At 63.1% G+C, this 17,606-nt stretch carries 12 protein-coding genes; 4 read left to right on the top strand and 8 right to left on the bottom strand.

Features of this window, described 5'->3' with window-relative positions; genetic code table 11:
- Nucleotides 1–113: 113 nt before the first annotated feature.
- The 3 genes from A9Z05_RS16345 to A9Z05_RS16335 all read left to right on the top strand — a co-directional run bounded on the left by A9Z05_RS16345 (nucleotide 114) and on the right by A9Z05_RS16335 (nucleotide 4,948).
- Nucleotides 114–1,928 carry an ExeM/NucH family extracellular endonuclease gene (locus A9Z05_RS16345; RefSeq protein WP_069619003.1) on the top strand — a complete coding sequence of 605 codons (1,815 nt, stop codon included), beginning with the start codon at nucleotides 114–116 and terminating at the stop codon, nucleotides 1,926–1,928.
- Nucleotides 1,929–2,625: 697 nt separating this feature from the next.
- Complete coding sequence (locus A9Z05_RS16340; RefSeq protein ID WP_069619002.1) at nucleotides 2,626–4,473, top strand: peptidase S10; 1,848 nt, start codon at nucleotides 2,626–2,628, stop codon at nucleotides 4,471–4,473.
- An 82-nt stretch (nucleotides 4,474–4,555) separates the two neighbouring features.
- Nucleotides 4,556–4,948: a 2-oxoglutarate dehydrogenase gene (locus A9Z05_RS16335; RefSeq protein ID WP_227789689.1), complete on the top strand. Its 393-nt coding sequence runs from the start codon at nucleotides 4,556–4,558 to the stop codon at nucleotides 4,946–4,948.
- An 84-nt stretch (nucleotides 4,949–5,032) separates the two neighbouring features.
- Here A9Z05_RS16335 and A9Z05_RS16330 read toward each other — a convergent pair whose 3' ends face one another.
- A complete protein-coding gene (locus A9Z05_RS16330; RefSeq protein ID WP_069619001.1) occupies nucleotides 5,033–6,112 on the bottom strand; it encodes a zinc-binding alcohol dehydrogenase family protein in 1,080 nt (359 codons plus the stop codon).
- Nucleotides 6,113–6,221: 109 nt separating this feature from the next.
- On the opposite strand from A9Z05_RS16330, the gene A9Z05_RS16325 reads away from it, so the two are divergent.
- A complete protein-coding gene (locus tag A9Z05_RS16325) occupies nucleotides 6,222–7,013 on the top strand; it encodes a helix-turn-helix transcriptional regulator (protein WP_069619000.1) in 792 nt (263 codons plus the stop codon).
- Nucleotides 7,014–7,107: 94 nt separating this feature from the next.
- Here the strand turns inward: A9Z05_RS16325 and A9Z05_RS16320 are convergent, their stop codons facing one another.
- The 7 genes from A9Z05_RS16320 to A9Z05_RS16295 all read right to left on the bottom strand — a co-directional run bounded on the left by A9Z05_RS16320 (nucleotide 7,108) and on the right by A9Z05_RS16295 (nucleotide 17,297).
- A complete protein-coding gene (locus A9Z05_RS16320) occupies nucleotides 7,108–8,586 on the bottom strand; it encodes an aminotransferase class V-fold PLP-dependent enzyme (RefSeq protein WP_069618999.1) in 1,479 nt (492 codons plus the stop codon).
- A 166-nt stretch (nucleotides 8,587–8,752) separates the two neighbouring features.
- Nucleotides 8,753–9,067 carry a TrfB-related DNA-binding protein gene (locus A9Z05_RS16315; RefSeq protein WP_069619074.1) on the bottom strand — a complete coding sequence of 105 codons (315 nt, stop codon included), beginning with the start codon at nucleotides 9,065–9,067 and terminating at the stop codon, nucleotides 8,753–8,755.
- Between the two features lie 18 nt (nucleotides 9,068–9,085).
- Complete coding sequence (locus A9Z05_RS16310; protein ID WP_069618998.1) at nucleotides 9,086–9,343, bottom strand: PAAR domain-containing protein; 258 nt, start codon at nucleotides 9,341–9,343, stop codon at nucleotides 9,086–9,088.
- A gap of 217 nt (nucleotides 9,344–9,560) precedes the next feature.
- The gene (locus A9Z05_RS36220) at nucleotides 9,561–10,553 is read right to left on the bottom strand and encodes a hypothetical protein (RefSeq protein WP_124503527.1); all 993 of its coding nucleotides are present in this window, start codon (nucleotides 10,551–10,553) and stop codon (nucleotides 9,561–9,563) included.
- Between the two features lie 171 nt (nucleotides 10,554–10,724).
- Nucleotides 10,725–12,068 carry a virulence factor gene (locus A9Z05_RS16305; protein WP_084044290.1) on the bottom strand — a complete coding sequence of 448 codons (1,344 nt, stop codon included), beginning with the start codon at nucleotides 12,066–12,068 and terminating at the stop codon, nucleotides 10,725–10,727.
- Between the two features lie 134 nt (nucleotides 12,069–12,202).
- The gene (locus tag A9Z05_RS16300) at nucleotides 12,203–14,515 is read right to left on the bottom strand and encodes a hypothetical protein (RefSeq protein ID WP_084044289.1); all 2,313 of its coding nucleotides are present in this window, start codon (nucleotides 14,513–14,515) and stop codon (nucleotides 12,203–12,205) included.
- A gap of 19 nt (nucleotides 14,516–14,534) precedes the next feature.
- Nucleotides 14,535–17,297 carry a type VI secretion system Vgr family protein gene (locus A9Z05_RS16295; RefSeq protein ID WP_069618997.1) on the bottom strand — a complete coding sequence of 921 codons (2,763 nt, stop codon included), beginning with the start codon at nucleotides 17,295–17,297 and terminating at the stop codon, nucleotides 14,535–14,537.
- Nucleotides 17,298–17,606 lie beyond the last annotated feature (309 nt).

Here is a 17,606-nt window from a genome sequence, read left to right as displayed (position 1 = left end):
GCGTGGCGATCCCGGCGTGATGACGACAATGACATCGGCCTGTCTGCCGATTACCAAATACTGTCACCGAGCGTCGCTAAGCTTTCGCCACCCTCACAACCGGGATTCCCGCCATGCGCTCGACAATCCGCCTGTTTGCCCCGCTATTGCTGCTCCCGATGCTCGCCGCGCCGGTATTCGCCGCCACCGCCGCGCCCGTCAGCGCGAATTGCGGCGGCAGCACGACGCCGATCGCCGATATCCAGGGGCCGGGCGCGCCGTCGCCGCTCGCCGGTCAGAACGCGTCGATCGAAGCCGTCGTCACCGCCGATTTCGGCGGCACGGACGGCTTCGGCGGCTTCTTCGTCCAGCAGGCCGACGCGCAGCGCCGCAACCAGCCGGGCGTGTCCGAAGGCCTGTTCGTCTATGCGCCGAAGGTGCGTGCGAAGGCCGGCGATCTCGTGCACGTGACGGGCAAGGTCGACGAGAAATACGGGCAGACGCAGCTCACGCTGGCGGGCGCGATCGCGGTGTGCGCGAACGGCCAGACGGTCACGCCCGCGACGCTCACGCTGCCGGTCGACAGCCCGAACGCGTTCGCCGCGTACGAAGGGATGCTCGTGCGCCTGCCGCAGACGCTGAGCGTCACCGACAACTACGAACTCGGCCGCTACGGCAGCGTGATGCTCAGCAACGGCCGGCTGCGTACGCCGACGAGCGTCGTGCCGCCCGCACAGGCGCAGACGCAGATCGACGCGAACGCGCGCAACCGCCTGATCCTCGACGACGGCTCGAACAAGCAGAATCCCGCGACCGTGCCGTATCCGGCGCCGGGCCTGTCGGCCGCGAACACGCTGCGCGCGGGCTACACGGTGCGCGACGTCGAGGGCGTGCTCGAAGTGCGTTACGGCGCATGGCGCGTACAGCCGCTGCCCGGCGCGGCCGCGCCGGTGTTCGACAAGCGCGAGAACCCGCGCACGAACGCACCGGCGCGCGATCCGAAAGCGAACCTGCGCGTCGCGTCGTTCAACGTGCTCAACTACTTCAACGGCAACGGTCTCGGCGGCGGCTTCGACGATCCGAACAATCGCGGCGCGAAGACGTTCCAGGAATTCCAGCGCCAGGAAGCGAAGATCGTCAGCGCGCTGAAGGCCATCGACGCCGACGTGATCGGCCTGATGGAAATCCAGAACAACGGCTACGGCGAACTGAGCGCGGTGCGCCAGCTCGCGGCGAAGCTCGGCAGTCACTGGCGCGTGGTCGATCCGGGCACGTCGCGGCTCGGCGGCGACGCGATCGCGGTCGCGATGATCTACGACAGCCGCAAGGTCGAACCGGTCGGCCGCGCGGCGACGCTCACGACCGATGACAAGAACCGCCAGCCGCTCGCGCAGTCGTTCCGGCTGCTCGGCGGCAACAAGCAGGCGCTGACGGTGGCCGTGAACCACCTGAAGTCGAAGAACTGCCCGGATGCCGCGAACGACGATCTCGACCAGGGCGATGGCCAGGGATGCTGGAACCCGACGCGCACGCGCGCGGCGGCGAAGGTCGCCGACTGGCTGGCCGGCAACCCGACGGGCGTCAAGAGCCAGGGCGTGCTGCTGATCGGCGACTTCAACAGCTACACGTACGAAGACCCGATCCGCACGCTCGAATCGCGCGGCTACCGCAATCTCGTCGCGCGCTGGATCGGTGCGAACGCGTACAGCTACGTTTACAACGGCGAAGCCGGCTATCTCGACCACGCGCTCGCGACGCTGCCGCTCGCGTCGCACGTGAAGGCCGTGCACGAATGGCACATCAACGCGGACGAGCCGCTCGCGCTGCAGTACACGCTCGCGTACAAGTCGGCCGAGCAGCAGAAGACGTTCTATGCGGCCGATGCGTATCGTTCGTCGGATCATGATCCGGTGCTGATCGATATCGCGCTGCCGGGCGGCGGGAAGTGACGATGGCTTGAGGTTTTGCGACAGGCGTGATGTGCGGCAATGCCGGACGTCGCGCTTGTCCCGGAAACAGTTTGAATACCGGGTAAATAATTCCATGAGTAATTAATCGAGCCGGTACTTTATGGATGATGCAGTGCACATCGATGCCGCAGTTGAGGGAGGATTGAAGTGAATCGAATCGTCGAATGACCTGTACATGCTGCTGCATCGCGTTAATCGATTGGCGATAATAAAGTTGAAAGAATGATCATGCCGATTTGAAGGATTTCTGTCTGCTGCGCCAATACGGGAAAGGATTCTGCATTGCGCGTGAAAAGTAAAATATTCGGCGTGGCATTGTCGCCAAAACACACCTTGCACGAATAATTCCGTTTTCTTTCAAGTTCCAGACACTGTCCGCCCTTCGCATCATTGCGGGATTTTTAATATCCGAATGATCTTTGACAACGCGGCGCAGCACCGCCTATTTTTGTCATGGCCTGAGTTTCAGTCATACAAAAGTTGTCCAAACTGCAGGGGGCGCGTCCGGGCATCATTCTCGCCAGCAGTTTGCTGTGTCTGTATCAAGTTCAGTCTCTTGGAAGTCCTATCCCCAACCGCCGACTGCCGACCGTGCAACGCGAGTGGCGGGTCGGCCTGCGCGTGTCGCGGGCGTTGGCGGCCTTTGTGACGCGGTATCCGAAGCCGAAGGAAAGAGATGAAACCAGACAGGAGCAGTACCGGCAGCCGCCGTGTTCGTCGTGGCCGGCTGGCCGGGCTAGGCGCATTGACCGTCATGACACTGGCGCTCGCGGCATGCGGCGGCGACGATTCGTCGTCCGTCGGCGCGTCGAGCCTCGCGCAGGCCACCGCGAGCCAGCAGGCCAGCGCGCAGGCGGCCGGCACCCAGACGTCTGCCGCCAACCAGCCGTATGTCGACCCGGTCGCGTACTCGATGAACGCGACCGACGGCCTCGCGCCGTCGCAGGTGTCCGAGAAAGCGGCCGTCATGCATTACCAGTGGAAGGGCGGCGGCAAGACGATCGACTACACGACGACCACCGGCCACCTGACCGCGCAGGACGCGAACGGCAACCCGGAAGCGTCGATGTCGTATGTCGCGTACACCGCGCCCAGCACGAACGGCAAGCCGCGCCCGGTCACGTTCGTCTATAACGGCGGGCCCGGCTCGTCGTCGATCTGGCTGCGGCTCGGTTCGTTCGCGCCGACCCGCGTGGCCACGCCCGATCCGCTGTTCGGCAACAACTGGCCGAACTATCCGCTCGTCGACAATGCGGAGAGCCTGATCGACACCACCGACCTCGTGTTCATCGACCCGCCCGGCACCGGGCTGTCGGAAGCCGTGTTGCCGAACACCAACCAGAAGTACTGGGGTTCCGACGCGGACGTGAACATCATGCGCGACTTCATCCAGCGCTACCTGACCGTCAACAGCCGCGGCACGTCGCCGATCTACCTGTACGGCGAATCGTACGGCACGCCGCGTACCGACATGCTCGCGCTCGCGCTCGAATCGGCCGGCGTGCACCTGACGGGGATCGTGCTGCAATCGGCGATCCTGAACTACTTCGCGGATGCGGTGGAAGCGGTGGCGATCACGCAGTCGACCGCAGGGCTGCTGCTCGATACCGATACGGTGGCCGGCTATCTGCCCGGCTACGCGGCGGTCGCGGCGTACTTCAACCAGGTGTCGCCGGCGCCGGTGAACCAGGATCTGTATGCACTCCAGACGGAACTGTTCACGACGCTGATCTACACCCAGCTGCAGAAGTATTCGCAGTCGTGGGTGTTGAGCCAGCTCGGCATTCCGGACGCGCTCGGCACGCCGGTGTTCCCGAGCGATGCGACGCTCAGGCTGTGGTCGATTCCGTCGAGCCTCACGCAGCAGGCGCTGCGCGACTATTTCAACGCGAATCCGTTCGGCACGAGCCTGGTGCCCGGCACGACGATCGGCCGGTATGACGGGCGCGTGTCGTTGCCGAACTCGGACCCGCGACTGCAGAACGACGGCGATCCGTCCGACATCCTGATCTCGCAACCGTTCACGAACGCGCTCGCGACGCAGATGCCGGACTACCTCGGCTATACGGCCCCGAACGCGACGTACCTGCCGCTGAACGACAACATCATCGGCGTCTGGGACTTCTCGCACGACGGCCAGCCGATGCCGGACACGATTCCCGATCTGCTCGGTGCGCTGCAGCTCAACCCGAAGCTTCGCGTGCTCGCGGAGAACGGCTACCACGATCTCGCGACGCCGTTCTTCAACACCGAGAAGCAGCTCGCGCGGCTGCAGACGGTGAAGGGGCTGCATCCGAAGCTGCAGGTGAATTTCTTCCAGGGCGGTCACATGATCTATCTGGACGACGTCGCCCGTCCGCTGATGAAGCGGGATTTGCAGACGTTCTACAAGGGCGCGCGGATTCCGACGGCGCTGACGCTGCACACGCTGCCGCCGCCGTGGCCGGATGAAAACCCGCCCAGCGTGCCGACCGGCAGCGAGCCGGGCGCGACGGCCGCGACGACGCTGGCGGCAGCCCCTTGAGCGACGGAGTCCTTGTCAAAGGAACCCTCTATTCATCCATTGAATGCGAGCGATCATGTCCCTAATCCAATTGATGCGGCGTATGTCTCCGTTGATCGTGCTCGGCGCCGTGATGAGCAGTGCCTACGCGTTGCCGCCGCAGGCGGTGGCGCCGGTGAAGCTGCCGCACGGCGGGCGCGGTGTCGACGGTCCGTTCTTTCCGGCCACGCGCGCGGCGCCGGTGTTGCCGTCGACCGGCGCGGCCTTGCAGCAGCAGGCGCAGCAGCGCGTCGACGCGAGGCTCGGCGGCAATACCGTGCTGAGCAACGGCGCGGCCGTGACGAAGGCGCAGGCGCAAAGCAGCGGGCTCGGCTTCGTGTCGAAGCACTTCGACGAGATCGATGCGAAGCACACCGGCCGGGTGACGATGAGCGATGTGCGGCAGTTCATCCGGCAGCGGCAGGTGCAGGCGCAGCAGGAACAGCAGGACGAGTGACGTAGCGGGCAGGGCGGCGGCCGGCGCGGCTTTCCATCGCGCCGGCCGCCGAATTTCGACGTCTGGGCGTGCGCGATGTGTTGCCTAGGGCGCGATCACCGTCATCCTGAACGGCCCGCCGTGTTCGGCCGCATGCGCGACCGCGTCGTTCGCGTCGTCGAGCGCGAAGACCGTCACGTCGAAGTGCCCCAGGTCGAGCAGCCCGCCGCGAACGAGCCCGGTCATCAGCGTCACCGCTTCCGTCGGGTACATCCATTTACCGCGCAGCGTGATGTCGTTGCGCATGATCCACGGATACGGCAGCTCGAGCCCGGCCCCGCCGAGCATGCCGACGCCGCCCATCAGCACCACGCGCCCGTACGGACGCACGGCCATCACGGCCGCCCGCACCGTCGTCGCCGGCACCGACGGCGGCATCAGGTCGATCACGCAGTCGATCGGCCCCGGCGCGGCGTGTTGCATGCGGATGCGATCCGCGGTTTCGTCGCCGGTCAGTTCGACCGTGCGCACGCGGTCGCCGAAGCGGCGTTCGAGATCCGCCAGCACGCGCGCATTGCGGCCGGGCGCGACCACGCACCGCGCGCCCATCGCCAGCGCCACCGCGATGCATGCGCTGCCGAAATTGCCGGTCGCGCCGCTGACGAGCAGGATTTCGCCGGCGCGCAGATCGGACGCAAGCAGCCCGCCGTAAGGCACGAGCAGCGTATTGAGTGCGCACCAGCGCGTGGCGTCGGCGGCCGCGATCGCGCCGATGCGCACCGCATTCTCGGTCGGCACGCGCAGCCGCTCCGCGAACGGGCCGTCGTGAAAGTAGCGCTGCAACTGCTTGCCACCTTCGCCGCGTGCGCTCCAGCCTTGCAGCACGATGTCGGGCTGAAGCGCGTCGTCGCGCGAGCGCACGGTCGGGTCGCAGAATACCCAATCGCCCGGCTGCAACTGCGTCGCGTCGGGGCCGGTTTGCCGGACCCGGCCGATCGCGCCGCAACCGGGCACCATCGGCAACTCCATCGGATAGCGGCGCTCGCCGCTGAACACTTCACGCGCATAGGACAGCACCGGCGTCGCGACGACGTCCACGACGACTTCGCCGGTGCCGAGCACCGGGTCCGGCATCGTTTCGATCGCGAGCGGCGCGCCCAGCGACTTCAGAATCGCAGCTTTCATGACGCTTCCCGAGGGTGAGGACGCGTCGATTCTGGCAGGCTTAGAATCGGCAACAAGGCCCGGCGCGAGCCCAGGATGGGCCGATACCACCCTGCACGGAGCGAACCCGATGACCGCTACCACGCGAACCCCGTTCGGTGATTTCCTGCGCTCGCGGCGCAAGAAGCTGCGCCCGGATGCCGTCGGCCTTCACGACGGGCCGCGCCGGCGCACGCCCGGCCTGCGGCGCGAGGAAGTCGCGGAACTGGCCGGCATCGGCGTCGACTGGTACGTGCGGCTCGAGCAGGGGCGCGACGTCAACCCGTCGGATACGACGCTCGACGCACTGGTGCGCGCGTTGCGGCTCGACAAGGCCGAAGCGGCCCACTTGCGCACGCTCGCGCGGCGCGACGGGTCACCTGCGTTCGTGCCGGAACGCGTGCCGCCGGCCATCGCGCGGCTCGTCGCGCATCTTCAACAGCCTGCCTACGTGACCGGCCGACGCTGGGACATCCTCGCGTGGAATGCGGCCGCGGCCGATCTGCTCGGCTTCGACCGGCTGGCGCCAGCCGATCGCAACATCCTCGTCTACATGTTCGAGGCGCCGTACGCGCGTGCGCTGTTCGCCGCGCGCTGGGCCGACGAGGCGCGGCGGATGATCGCGCTATTTCGCACGAACCACGATCTCTACGCGAGCGACCCGGCGTTCGTCGCACTGGTCGCGCGCTTGCGCGCCAGTAGCAGCGAATTCTGTCGATGGTGGGATACGCATGACGTGCGCAGCGGCGTGTCGGGCGAGAAGGTGCTCGTGCATGCGCAACGCGGCACGCAGCGCTACGAGTACGCGACGTTCCAGGCGAACGACGATCCCGCGCTGAAGCTGGCGATCTATACGCCGGTGAACGGCGATGAACAGACGTGATGCGGCTGTGACTCGCGCCACCGGCGGCCACGCAGCGAAGCATCGGCTTCATGCGTGAACGCAGGTGGTCGGTCAGGCGTAACGGCGGGGCGGCTTACGCCGTGCGTCGTTCGGACAGCCGGTTCCACAGCGTGCCGGAGCGGCTGCCGCTGCGGCAATACGCGAGCACCGGCTTCGGCAGCGTGTCGACCAGTGCGCCGAACGCGTCGACTTCCGCGTCGCCGATGCGGTCGCGTTCGACCGGCAGGTAGCGCGCGTCCATGCCCAGTTCGCGCGCGGCGGCGGCGATCTCCTCGAACGCCGGTTGATCCGCGCCTTCGCCATCGGGCCGGTTGCAGATCACCGCACGGAAACCGGCATTGCGGATCGCCTTCAGGTCGGCCGGCGTGATCTGCCGCGACGCGGCGAAGCCGGTCGCCGCCGCCGCCCGACATTGCTCGATCGCCCGCGCGAAACAGGCGATCGCGAAGTCGACGTCCTGTTCCGTCGTGAACCGCCCGAAACTGATGCGCACGGTGCGGCCGGCCGCTTCCGCATCGAGGCCGATCGCGGTCAGCACGTGGGACGGCGCGCCGCTGGTCGAATTGCATGCGGAGGTGGACGACACGGCGAGCGCTTCGCCGAGCATGAACGGGAAGAAGCCCGGCGCATGCACCGTCAGGCTCAGCGTGTGCGGGATGCGGCGGGCAGCGGCCGCGTTCTGCGTGACGTCGCCGAGCGTGGACAGCGCGCTGGTGAGCCGCGCGCCGAGCGCCGCGATCCGTTCGGCTTCGCCGTCGAGTTTTTCGGCGGCGAGTTCGCACGCGACGCCCATGCCGACGATCTGATGCGTGGCAAGCGTGCCAGAACGCAGCCCGCGCTCGTGGCCGCCGCCGTGGATCTGCGGCGCGATCCGGCGCGCGATCTCGCGGCGCACGAACAGCGCGCCGATGCCCTTCGGGCCGTACACCTTGTGGGCGGACATCGACATCATGTCGATGCCGAGCGCGCGCACGTCGATCGGTGTCTTGCCGAGCGCCTGCGCGGCGTCGACGTGGAGCAGCGCGCCGGCGGCGTGCACGATGCGGGCGATCGCGCCGATGTCGGTCAGCGTGCCGATCTCGTTGTTCACGAGCATCAGCGACACGAGGCCGGTGTCGGGGCCGATCGCGGCCGCCACGGCGTCGGCGGTGATTTCGCCGCGGGCGTCAGGCGTCAGGAAGGTGACCTGCATGCCATGCTTCGACAGGTTCGCCATCGTGTCGAGAATGGCCTTGTGCTCGAGGCGGCTCGTGATCAGGTGGCGCTTGCCGGTCGCGTTTTCCGCATAGCCCTTCAGCGCGAGGTTGTTCGATTCGGTGGCGCCCGACGTCCACACGATCTCGTCGGCGTCCGCGCCGATGAGGGCGGCGACTTGCGCGCGGGCGTGCTCGACCTTGTCTTTTGCGAGTCGGCCGGCGGCGTGCGAGCTGGATGCGGGGTTGCCGAAGATGCCGTCGAAGCCGAGACAGGCCGTCATCGCTTCGATCACGCGGGGATCGGCAGGGGTCGTGGCTGCGTAGTCGAGGTAGTGCAGCGGGGTGGGTTCGCTCATGTCCGTCTCTGGCTGATTGCGTAGTGACGGAGATGATACGGGGGACAGAAGGGAAAAAGGATCCAAAGTTGGCTGAAGATGCGGCTCGAAGTGGAATTATGTTTTATATGTGTCGGAAATAGGGGAATTCGTTTCTCCGTGGCTTCGCTGGCCGGAATCGTCGCGATTACGTCGCCGCATCGGGGCCGGGTTGGGTCGATAGCCGGTGCGCATCCCGCACCCATGCCAGCAGCGCCTGCTCGTACCTCGACGGAATCGTGACCGTGAGCGTCGTGAGGCGGCCGGCGTTACATGGCAGATCGAGATAGCGTCGCCAGGCTTTTCGCACAAGTTGCGACATCGCGGAGTGCGTCATGCCGAGTTCGGCGGCCAGCGCCCGTTGTGATCGGCCCTTCACGAAAATCTCGTGCAAGGCCCACTGGTTCAGCGGCTTGATCCTCGTATCGTGCATCCGCAACAGCCGGAACTGTTCGTCGGTCATGCGTCGGGTCGTCGGCATTCAGATTCGCCCCGAATGTTGAAGCGACGAGATCAATTCCGCGCCGCACGAAGTCTTGTGGCCGTCGAATGCGGCGGGGCGGCCTTCGATGTCGAAGGCCGGATCGCCTTCGGCAATCGTGCAGGCGCCATGAATCGGACACGAGCACGCGTCGCCGATACGAGCGACCGCGCGCCCCATCACCGTGCTTTTTCGGGCGCCGGATTCGACCCGGCCGCCGTGGGTGTGCGTATCTTCTACCCGGATAATTCCCCGCATGGGATTCCGTCCTCCAAATGGTTTGAGGTCTGACGCGGCGATCACGTTCGGATGAAGCGATTTGCCGCGCTGGTGTGCATCACCATGAATAGCCTTGCATGCCGTAATTTGTATCGTGTCGGCGGCCCGACCACGGCAGGTTGCCCCCGAAGTGATTGATCCGGCCGATGGCGAAACGCAGACGATCCGACCCAATAATTATTGGGCAGCATCCCGACTATTGAATTGGCTCGCAATTCTTTCGATCTTCCTCCGATGGTTCGCGGTGTTGGGCCGCATCCATCCAACCCAGATTAAATTGGGTAGAGCTGTAGTGACATAACAGCGTGGGCTTTCCAGCGACGCTTTTGTCATCGACGGTTAAGGCGTCAAGTGTGAGAGGCACAGAAGGAAATGTAACATCAGCTAACGCGATTTGATCGGCTCTATACTTGATGTTGAACTTTCCAACCCAATATTCCGCCGCCTTGCCTGATACGACACGATAGCCGGTCGGCGCTGTTTTTGGTGAAACATAATACAAGGCCATCGATTGATGTAGCCGCACATCATCGCCCCCCGAAAATCGAAATAGGTCGCTGGGAACAAATAGATCGGTCGGATAATTCTTTCTTTCATAATTCGGTTTCGGTTGTCTAGCAAAAATCCATTGATGCTCGTCATCGTAAACGACCAACTGAATATCTATAGCCACAGGGCTGGCGAGAGAGTTGTAATCTTCAATCTGCATGTAGCTCGGATCGCGATTCCCTTTATCGGCAACAAGTTCATCGGGAATTGCAAACACGATTTCTGGGTAGTTATTGAATGCACCCATGAAACGATATTTGGTGCCGGGTACATAGGCGGAGATCGGGCGGCGCATGGGTAAATTCGTACCTTGGACTTTCCAACTAATCGGACGTGCATCCAGAAGGCTTTTCCAATCGGGTTTTGTTCCGCTCTTCAAGGCGACCAGATTTTGCCATTTACAGTCGCTGCTCCGATCATAGCAACTATTATACAAATAAAGACTGATGCCCTCGTTTTCCAGCGTCAACCACGGACGTGGTTCAGCCGGAAAGCTATAGATTTTCTCGTAAGATTTCGTTGAAAAATGCGGCACAATCATCGGCGGGCAACCGGCTAGCAACACACTTGTCAGCAGCGCCACGATCAATTTTATCTTTTTCAAATATTTGGATTTTAATGTCTGGAGCATGCTATTCATACCATTCCGCTATTTTCATATCGTCATTGTTAATCTGGAATCATGGTGGTGACGAAAGGAAACACCATGAGCGCCACCAAACCGGGCGCGATAGCAAATGGCTGCACTCAACTCCTGTTACTAGACGCGGCGGTTACGTTCACATGCAGCGCGCCGCCAAGCCGATGTGCATCACCACGAATAGCCTTGCATGCCGTAATTTGTGTCGTGTCGGCGTCCCCACCACGGCAGGTAGGCGTTGTTTCCGCCGCGTGCGCGGAACCAATCCTTGTCGGGATCGATCGGCGTGAGTTTCGACGGTGGCAGGACGACGACCGCGACCGGATGATCCGGATCGGTCGTGCCGGCGACGAGTGCATTGCCGCCGAAGTGATTGATCCGGCCGATTGCGAGCGCGACGTCGGTCAATGCGCTGCCGGTTCCCATGTCGCCGAGTAGGGCGGCCGTGTTGAACGTCTGCTTACGGTGGTCGTATTCGGGGAGGGTTTCGGTCAAGGTTTGTCCGAGCATCGCAAGACGTGTCGATGATGCGTCGCTGCCTTTACCTGCGTCGTGAACGACGTAGTTGAGGTCAGGGACCACGATGCCGGCATTGCGTGCCGCTTGGTCGATGGTCGCCTTCCACGCCTGCACGGCTCGGGTCGTGCCGACCTTCTGCGGAAAATCATGCGTGTTGCCGGTTGCGGCTTTGCCGATCCAGGAGAGCGGTTCACGCTCGGTGTTGAAGGTTGGGCCAGCGAGGAACAGCACGACAAGGTTCTCGTTGATCTGTGCATCCGTGGGAGGGAAGTTGGGTGCGTCCCAGTTCACTACCCAGACGCTCTTGTCAGGGTTCGCCCGCAAGTAGTCCAGTGCGTTGTTCAGGGATGTGAATCCGGTGTTGGGGCCGCCTTGTGTGGCTTGTACGTCGGGAAGCGTGTTGCGGCTCCACATCGTTGGAAAATACCGATTCCCGATCGAAAACGTCCTTCGAATCGAGTCCTGCAAATAGTTTTGCGATTCGGCCGCGTCGAGTCGTTCCGGAATCGCAAGCTCGACACGGATGCCAGCCAACTCACGCCAGTTCTTTTTATCGTCAGGTTTGACCGTGTAGAAGTATTTCGCATTGCTCGCGTAGCGTGAGTGAAGCAGCAGCGGGAACTTGGTCATGTACTTGCGATAGAACCCTCTGAATGTTTCTGTGCCTTCGTTGCCGTATGCGATACCCGCTACCGACTGGAGCGTCGTAAAGGACTTCGGATCGGTCCGCACCATGTCGTCGTTCTTGTTCGGAGACGCGAGTCCTTGCGTCCACAGCAGTTGCCATTCGGTCGGGTAGTCCATGCGTTGCAACGGATTCAACCAGATCAAACCTACAACCTGCGCGACGAATGGCTTCGCTGCTTCTTCCGCAGAGGGTCCCGCATGCGTTACAGGTTCCGTCGAAGGTGCCGCGTGCGCCGGCCGTACCGTGGCCGTGGTGAACAGAAGCACCATGAGCGCAGCCAGGCTGGGCACGACTAAAAATCGTTTCATCCAATCTCCTATTTCCAGTTGTGTCGGGTCTGGTTGTTCTACGTGCGCCATTAACGACGCCATGAGTACGGCCGTGATCATCCATGCTGCGAGCGCAACAGCGGCACGTCGCGGCCATGTAGCGATTAGTGCCTTCATATCGTGCCCCCGACCTTCAGATAGAACTGACCTTCTCGTTCATTCGTGATGGCGTCCGGCATCTTGCCTTCGCTGCTCTCCGCATGTACCCATTCATGCATCGGAAGTTCGTCAAATTTTCCGCGCACAAAGTACTCTGTGTATTTCTTGTTCGGGTTGTCGTCGGGAATACCGTCTCCCATCCGCCAATCGGCTTCAATCCGTAGCGCTTTCATTTGCTCGGGCGTCAGATAGCAAACCCCGATCGCCACGTCGTACGCAAGTGCCTTTTCGGCGTGCTCCGGATTGGTCATCGTCGTGGAATGGTTCGTCGGGCTGTTGGTCGAGCCACGATCGAGCCAATCCACAATCTGTCTATCGCGCCATTCCTTGTAACCCTCCGGCATTTCGCTCTTGCCGTCCTCGCCGATCACGTGGCCGTCGCCATCGAGCCATTCCGTATTCAGCGTGCGCCGCGCCTCCATCCGCATCAGCGCACGGTCCTCGTAACGCTGTCCGGCTTCGCTCTCTGCCGTCCCTTGCGCGACACTGTCCGCGTTCTTCGCCTCGTACTGATCGTAAGGATCGTCCGCGCGCTTGTCTGCCTCGCTCTTGCTTGCGTCGCGCCATGCGGCCAGCGGATCGTTGCCTTCGTTGAAGTCGCTCACCGCCGCGCCGTCCGTCGTTTTGACCGGTTTGCCGAATCGCTTCGCTTTCGGCGGAAATGGCTCGTCAAGTGGCGGGGCGTCCGCCACGACGGTCCATCCCTGTGGCGGATTGGCATTCACGCGGAACATGTTCAACGCCGAGCTGAACCCGGTCACGACGAACATGAGCGGCGCAGTCGCCAGTGTCGCCGCCACTCCCCAGATGGTTTCATTCCCTTTGAGCGCACCGATGAGATTGAACTTGGCAGGTGGCGAAGGCGGATACCAGAATCCCGACGTCGTTCCCTTTTTGCCATGCCGCCAGTCATCTTCCCAATACTGATAGCGCTCCTGCACGCCAACCTGGAAGCCGGAGGCAAAGACGCGCTGCGTCAGCACGCCGGGGACGTTGATATCGTTCAGCTCGTTCTCGTCGATGCCGCGCCAGCCGATGCCTTGAACCGTGACCGCCGAAATCACCTGGTCGTGTGGACAGCAATACGCGGTGACGCGACCATATGTCGATCCGTTCAGACCATGGCGAGCCCGATCCTCTTGTGCCGCATAGGACCGCTTGCTGGTCGGCGATACCCGCTCGTTGGCCATGTCTTCATCGATCTTGCCGGCGGGCAGTTCGTAGGCTTTGCGCGTGCCGATGATCGACAGAAACTTGCCGAACGTTTTCGTGCGGGCGGTATAGGTCTGCCGTCCGCGACGGCCGCCACCGTCCCTGGTCGCGCGTTGCGACCAGGTATCCATGAACGTATCGGATGGATTCGGGCCGTCTGCGCGCGCAAGGCTGTACGGCGCATTCGCCAGTACGTAGGCATCCGCCACGCAATGCCCGCTACGTCCCCACGGATCTTCGACATCGGGCAGTGCATCGCCGAAGAACGCCGCCGTCAGGCCCACGATGTTGCCCTGGCTATGGCACACGACGGTAATCGGCACGTCGGCCTGCATGCGGCGAATCGACTCGATCAGCCTCGCAAGGCGCAACGCCGCGAGTACGCCATATGCGCGGGGCGGCGCGCGATATAGCGGCCGGTTGGTCGGGTTGATCCCCTGGACGGTCAACCACCCGGCCGCGCGGTCGTCGAGGCCGCCATGCCAGAGATCGGGCAGGCTCGCGCAGCCGTTCGTGAACGGACCGCCGCCCCAATAGTCCTTCTCGTTCAGGAAGATCTTGTCGCCGTACTCTTTCAGCTCTGCGGCGGTTGCCCGGTAGCCCCATCGGAAATGAATGACGGGCGAGAAGGACGGATCGGATTTGATGTAGTTGCCGGACCAAAGCTTCGGATTCAGAAACCCGTCCGGCGTCACGCTTTCCGTGTACTTCGCCGGCACCAGTTGCCCGGCGTCGATGCCGTGATACATCAATTGATCGTCAAGCCGCCCGAGCCGGCGATTCAGGCCATTGCACAGCCCCTGCTCGGCGGCTTCGAACCATTCGCCTTCGGAGTTCACGCCATGGACGAAGATGACGACACCAGGCAACGGCATTTGCTTGATGCAGATCAGCCGGGTGTCTTTCGTCCACATCGAGACGCCGTCGCTCCGACCGACGACGATCTGAGGTGGCTCCGGGCGCGGCGTAGCCGCGTCGGACACGTCGCCCGTCGCGGCGTGCTCGTCGGTGCGTGCGTCCTCTTCCGGCCGAGGATCGAGAGATGAATCAATCATCCGGACTCCTGCGCTTGCGTTAAACATTCTTCTTGGTGAACTGCACCGTCAGCCTCTCGAACCGGTCGGTATCGACCGCCGGCAGTTCCCCGGCCGTGTCGGTCGTCATGTTCGACAGCGTTCCCGATGCCTTTCGAATCTGTCCTTCGAACCCCGGCGCCGCGTTACCGTCCGTTGGGCGAATCAGCTTCGGGACGCGGCCGAGCGGACTTTGATCGAATGTCGGCAGGTCGACGCTCATGCTGGCGGGGCCGTCCCACGCATGACCATTGGATTTCACGGTGAACTTGCCGGGGCAACCCAGTTCGATATCGCTGCCACGCAGCTTGAGATACGCGCCGCCGGATGTGACGAATACGACTTCGTCGCTCGCCGTGCCGGCCAGCTTGCCGTCAGCCGCGGTTAACTGGATGTTTTTGCCGGACTCGATTTGCGTGTCGTCGTTCTGCGATTGCAGGGCCACTTTCCCGTGGTTCGCAATCGCCGATATGCCGTCGCCGTGCGAGAACATCGCGATGCCGCGCCCGGCATGCAGATTGATTCGCTCGCCGCTCGTGATTTGCATGTGTTGCTGCGCAATCTGATCGACGTTCTCGCCCGCATACGTGACGTGCGTTTTCGGCGTGACGTTCAGCGACCCCGCTTGCGCACCGAACGCCATGAACGCGGATGCGTCGCCCGTGGAGTCGGATTCCGACCGGCCGGGTTTCCAGTGACGGAATGCGTTGGCGATGTTGTCCTGGCCGGCCGTGTCGGCGGATTGCCCGCCATGCTGGCCGGCGTAATCGCCGAGCGACTTGAACAGCGCCGCGCATTGATCGAGCAAATGGATCAGTTCATCGCGATCGAGCTGACCGCCGGTTGCGTGCGAACGCGCATAGGTCGTCAACAGCATGCCTTGGGCGGCGCGCAACGCCGCGGCGGCGTCAGTGCGCAGCTCCGCGCCTTCGCCACGATCGTCCCCGTGACCGTCGATGCGGGGTTGCGTCAGATAGCCGAGATTCAACTGGCTATGCGCATGTCCGCTTGCCAACTGCGCGGAGATTTGCGACGGCGTATCGTCCAGCCGAAGCTGGTTGTGCCGACGGCCCCTGATTTCCCGCGTCTTGATCCCGGATACGTAGCGATTGCCCGGCAGCGCGCCGGTATCGCTGAAAGTCGCGGGCGGGTTCGCGCCGTTGCTCAACACGCCGATGATCACCAGACGGTCCGGATCGCCCGACAGGCTCCCCAGCAGGACCTCCATGCCGACACGCGGCAGGAACAGCGCACCGAAGCATTCGCCCGCGAGACTCGCCGCGACGCGAATCGGCGCGCTGTCGCCGGCCAGGCCGTTCGTGCCGGCGCCTTGCGCGTGAGCATGGTCCGCCGGATCCAGCCCGTGAACCAGCACACGCACGCGGCCGGCCTTGTCGCAGAACACCTCTTCGCCCTGCGTGCCGACGATCGTGCCGGTCAGCAGGTGAACCGGCGGCACGTCGATTGCCGGATCGTAGGCCGGCTTGAGCGGCACACCGCGTTGCACGCACGTGAAACTGTTCTCGTAGCGCGTATCCGTTGAACCCGATGCATCGGGCGGCGGGACGATCGGCGTCAGGTTGCGGCTTGCCGCGAATAGCCCGCTTGCGCGGCCCGACAGGTCTTTCGGCAGGTTGTTCCAGATGGCGTGTCGAATCGACGTGACGACGAACCGACGGCGATCGATCGACTTCATATCCAGTTCGGGGTCGCCCGTCAGCGTGAATCCGTGCCCCACCAGCATGTCGCGCACGGTGCCGATGCCTTCGAAGCGCGCGGCCGCGAACTGATGGGCCAGCATCCGGTCGTGCGCGATGCGCGCGTGATCGTTCCACGAGTCGCCGACGTGCGGGATGTCGACGGCGACGTCGGTCAGCAGGCGCGCAAGATCGTTCCCCGACTCGCCCTGGTCGAGGCCGGTGATGGCCTCGAAGTCGTCCATACGAGCGGTCTTGTAATCCCACGACGGGCGGCGGACCTTGCCGGGCGACAGGCTCTGGTCGTACGCAAAGAGGGTGACGGTGTCACGTTGCTCGACGCCGGCGTCGCGCGGGTGAAGGCGGACGGTGCCGGCCGGTGCGTCCGGCAGACGATGTGGATCGTCGCAGAACACGAGCGTGTGAATCGGCCGCTCATCGGTCACGCCGCGCCTGCCGTCGACCGGGGCGGCCTTTGCAAAGACCGTGATGCCTTCCCGGCGCAGCAGACGCTGGATGAAGCGTGCGTCGGATTCATTGACTTGCCGCGTCAGCTCGCGTGCCGGATACCGATCGGCCCGCAATGCCGACAGATCGAAATCGAACGCTCGCGCGAGTGCGGCGCTACGCTGTTTCCACTCGTTCATCAGCGTCGCCAGAATGTCCGGCACGCTGCGCGAGCGGAACAGGCGGGCGTTCGTGCGACGGTCCATCAGCGACAGGGCGTCGCATACGTGCAGCTGATAGACGGTCAGCTCGCCGTCGGATTGACCGGCTCGCACTTCACGCACGATCGTGTTGATCGCCTGGATGTTGCCCCGATCGGTCGTCAGCCGGACCGATACGGGCAAACCGAGAAACAGCGCAGGCGGCAGATGATCGTAGGTCGACACGCAGGTCAGTTGCCCTTCGATGCCCGACATCAGTCCCTCGCGGATATCGGCGTGATGGAGCGCCAGCAGATGTCCGACCGCGCGTTGCGCCTGCCCGAAATGAAGGGAGACTGGACGCTTGTTCAGGTCGACCAGACCCGACGCAAAGTTTCTCAAAGTTGCTGCTATCGACATAACGACAATCTCGTTATTTTTTGTTCCGGATTCGGATGGATTCGAATCCGCCTCTCAGGTGGCAATGCGACGGCGCTTGGAATTTCGGTGCGAAGAATAACAAGCTATTTCTATCTTCAAGAAATATTTTTATTTTGAGATGGGAAATAATTGCTTTTGAAACAATGGTTAATGTTTGCGTGGGTTGGGCGGTGTCTTTGTTTAGATATGAATATGCCGAGGCGATTATTGTGGGTTTGTATTTGTCGTGCCTCGTTTTCCATATGGTCGAAATAGGGGCTTTTTTGTCAGGATATGATTGAATTGGAA

The sequence above is a fragment of the Burkholderia sp. A2 genome (genome assembly GCF_001729305.1).
Lineage (GTDB): Bacteria > Pseudomonadota > Gammaproteobacteria > Burkholderiales > Burkholderiaceae > Burkholderia > Burkholderia sola.
This window is presented reverse-complemented; position numbering and strand designations above follow the sequence as displayed.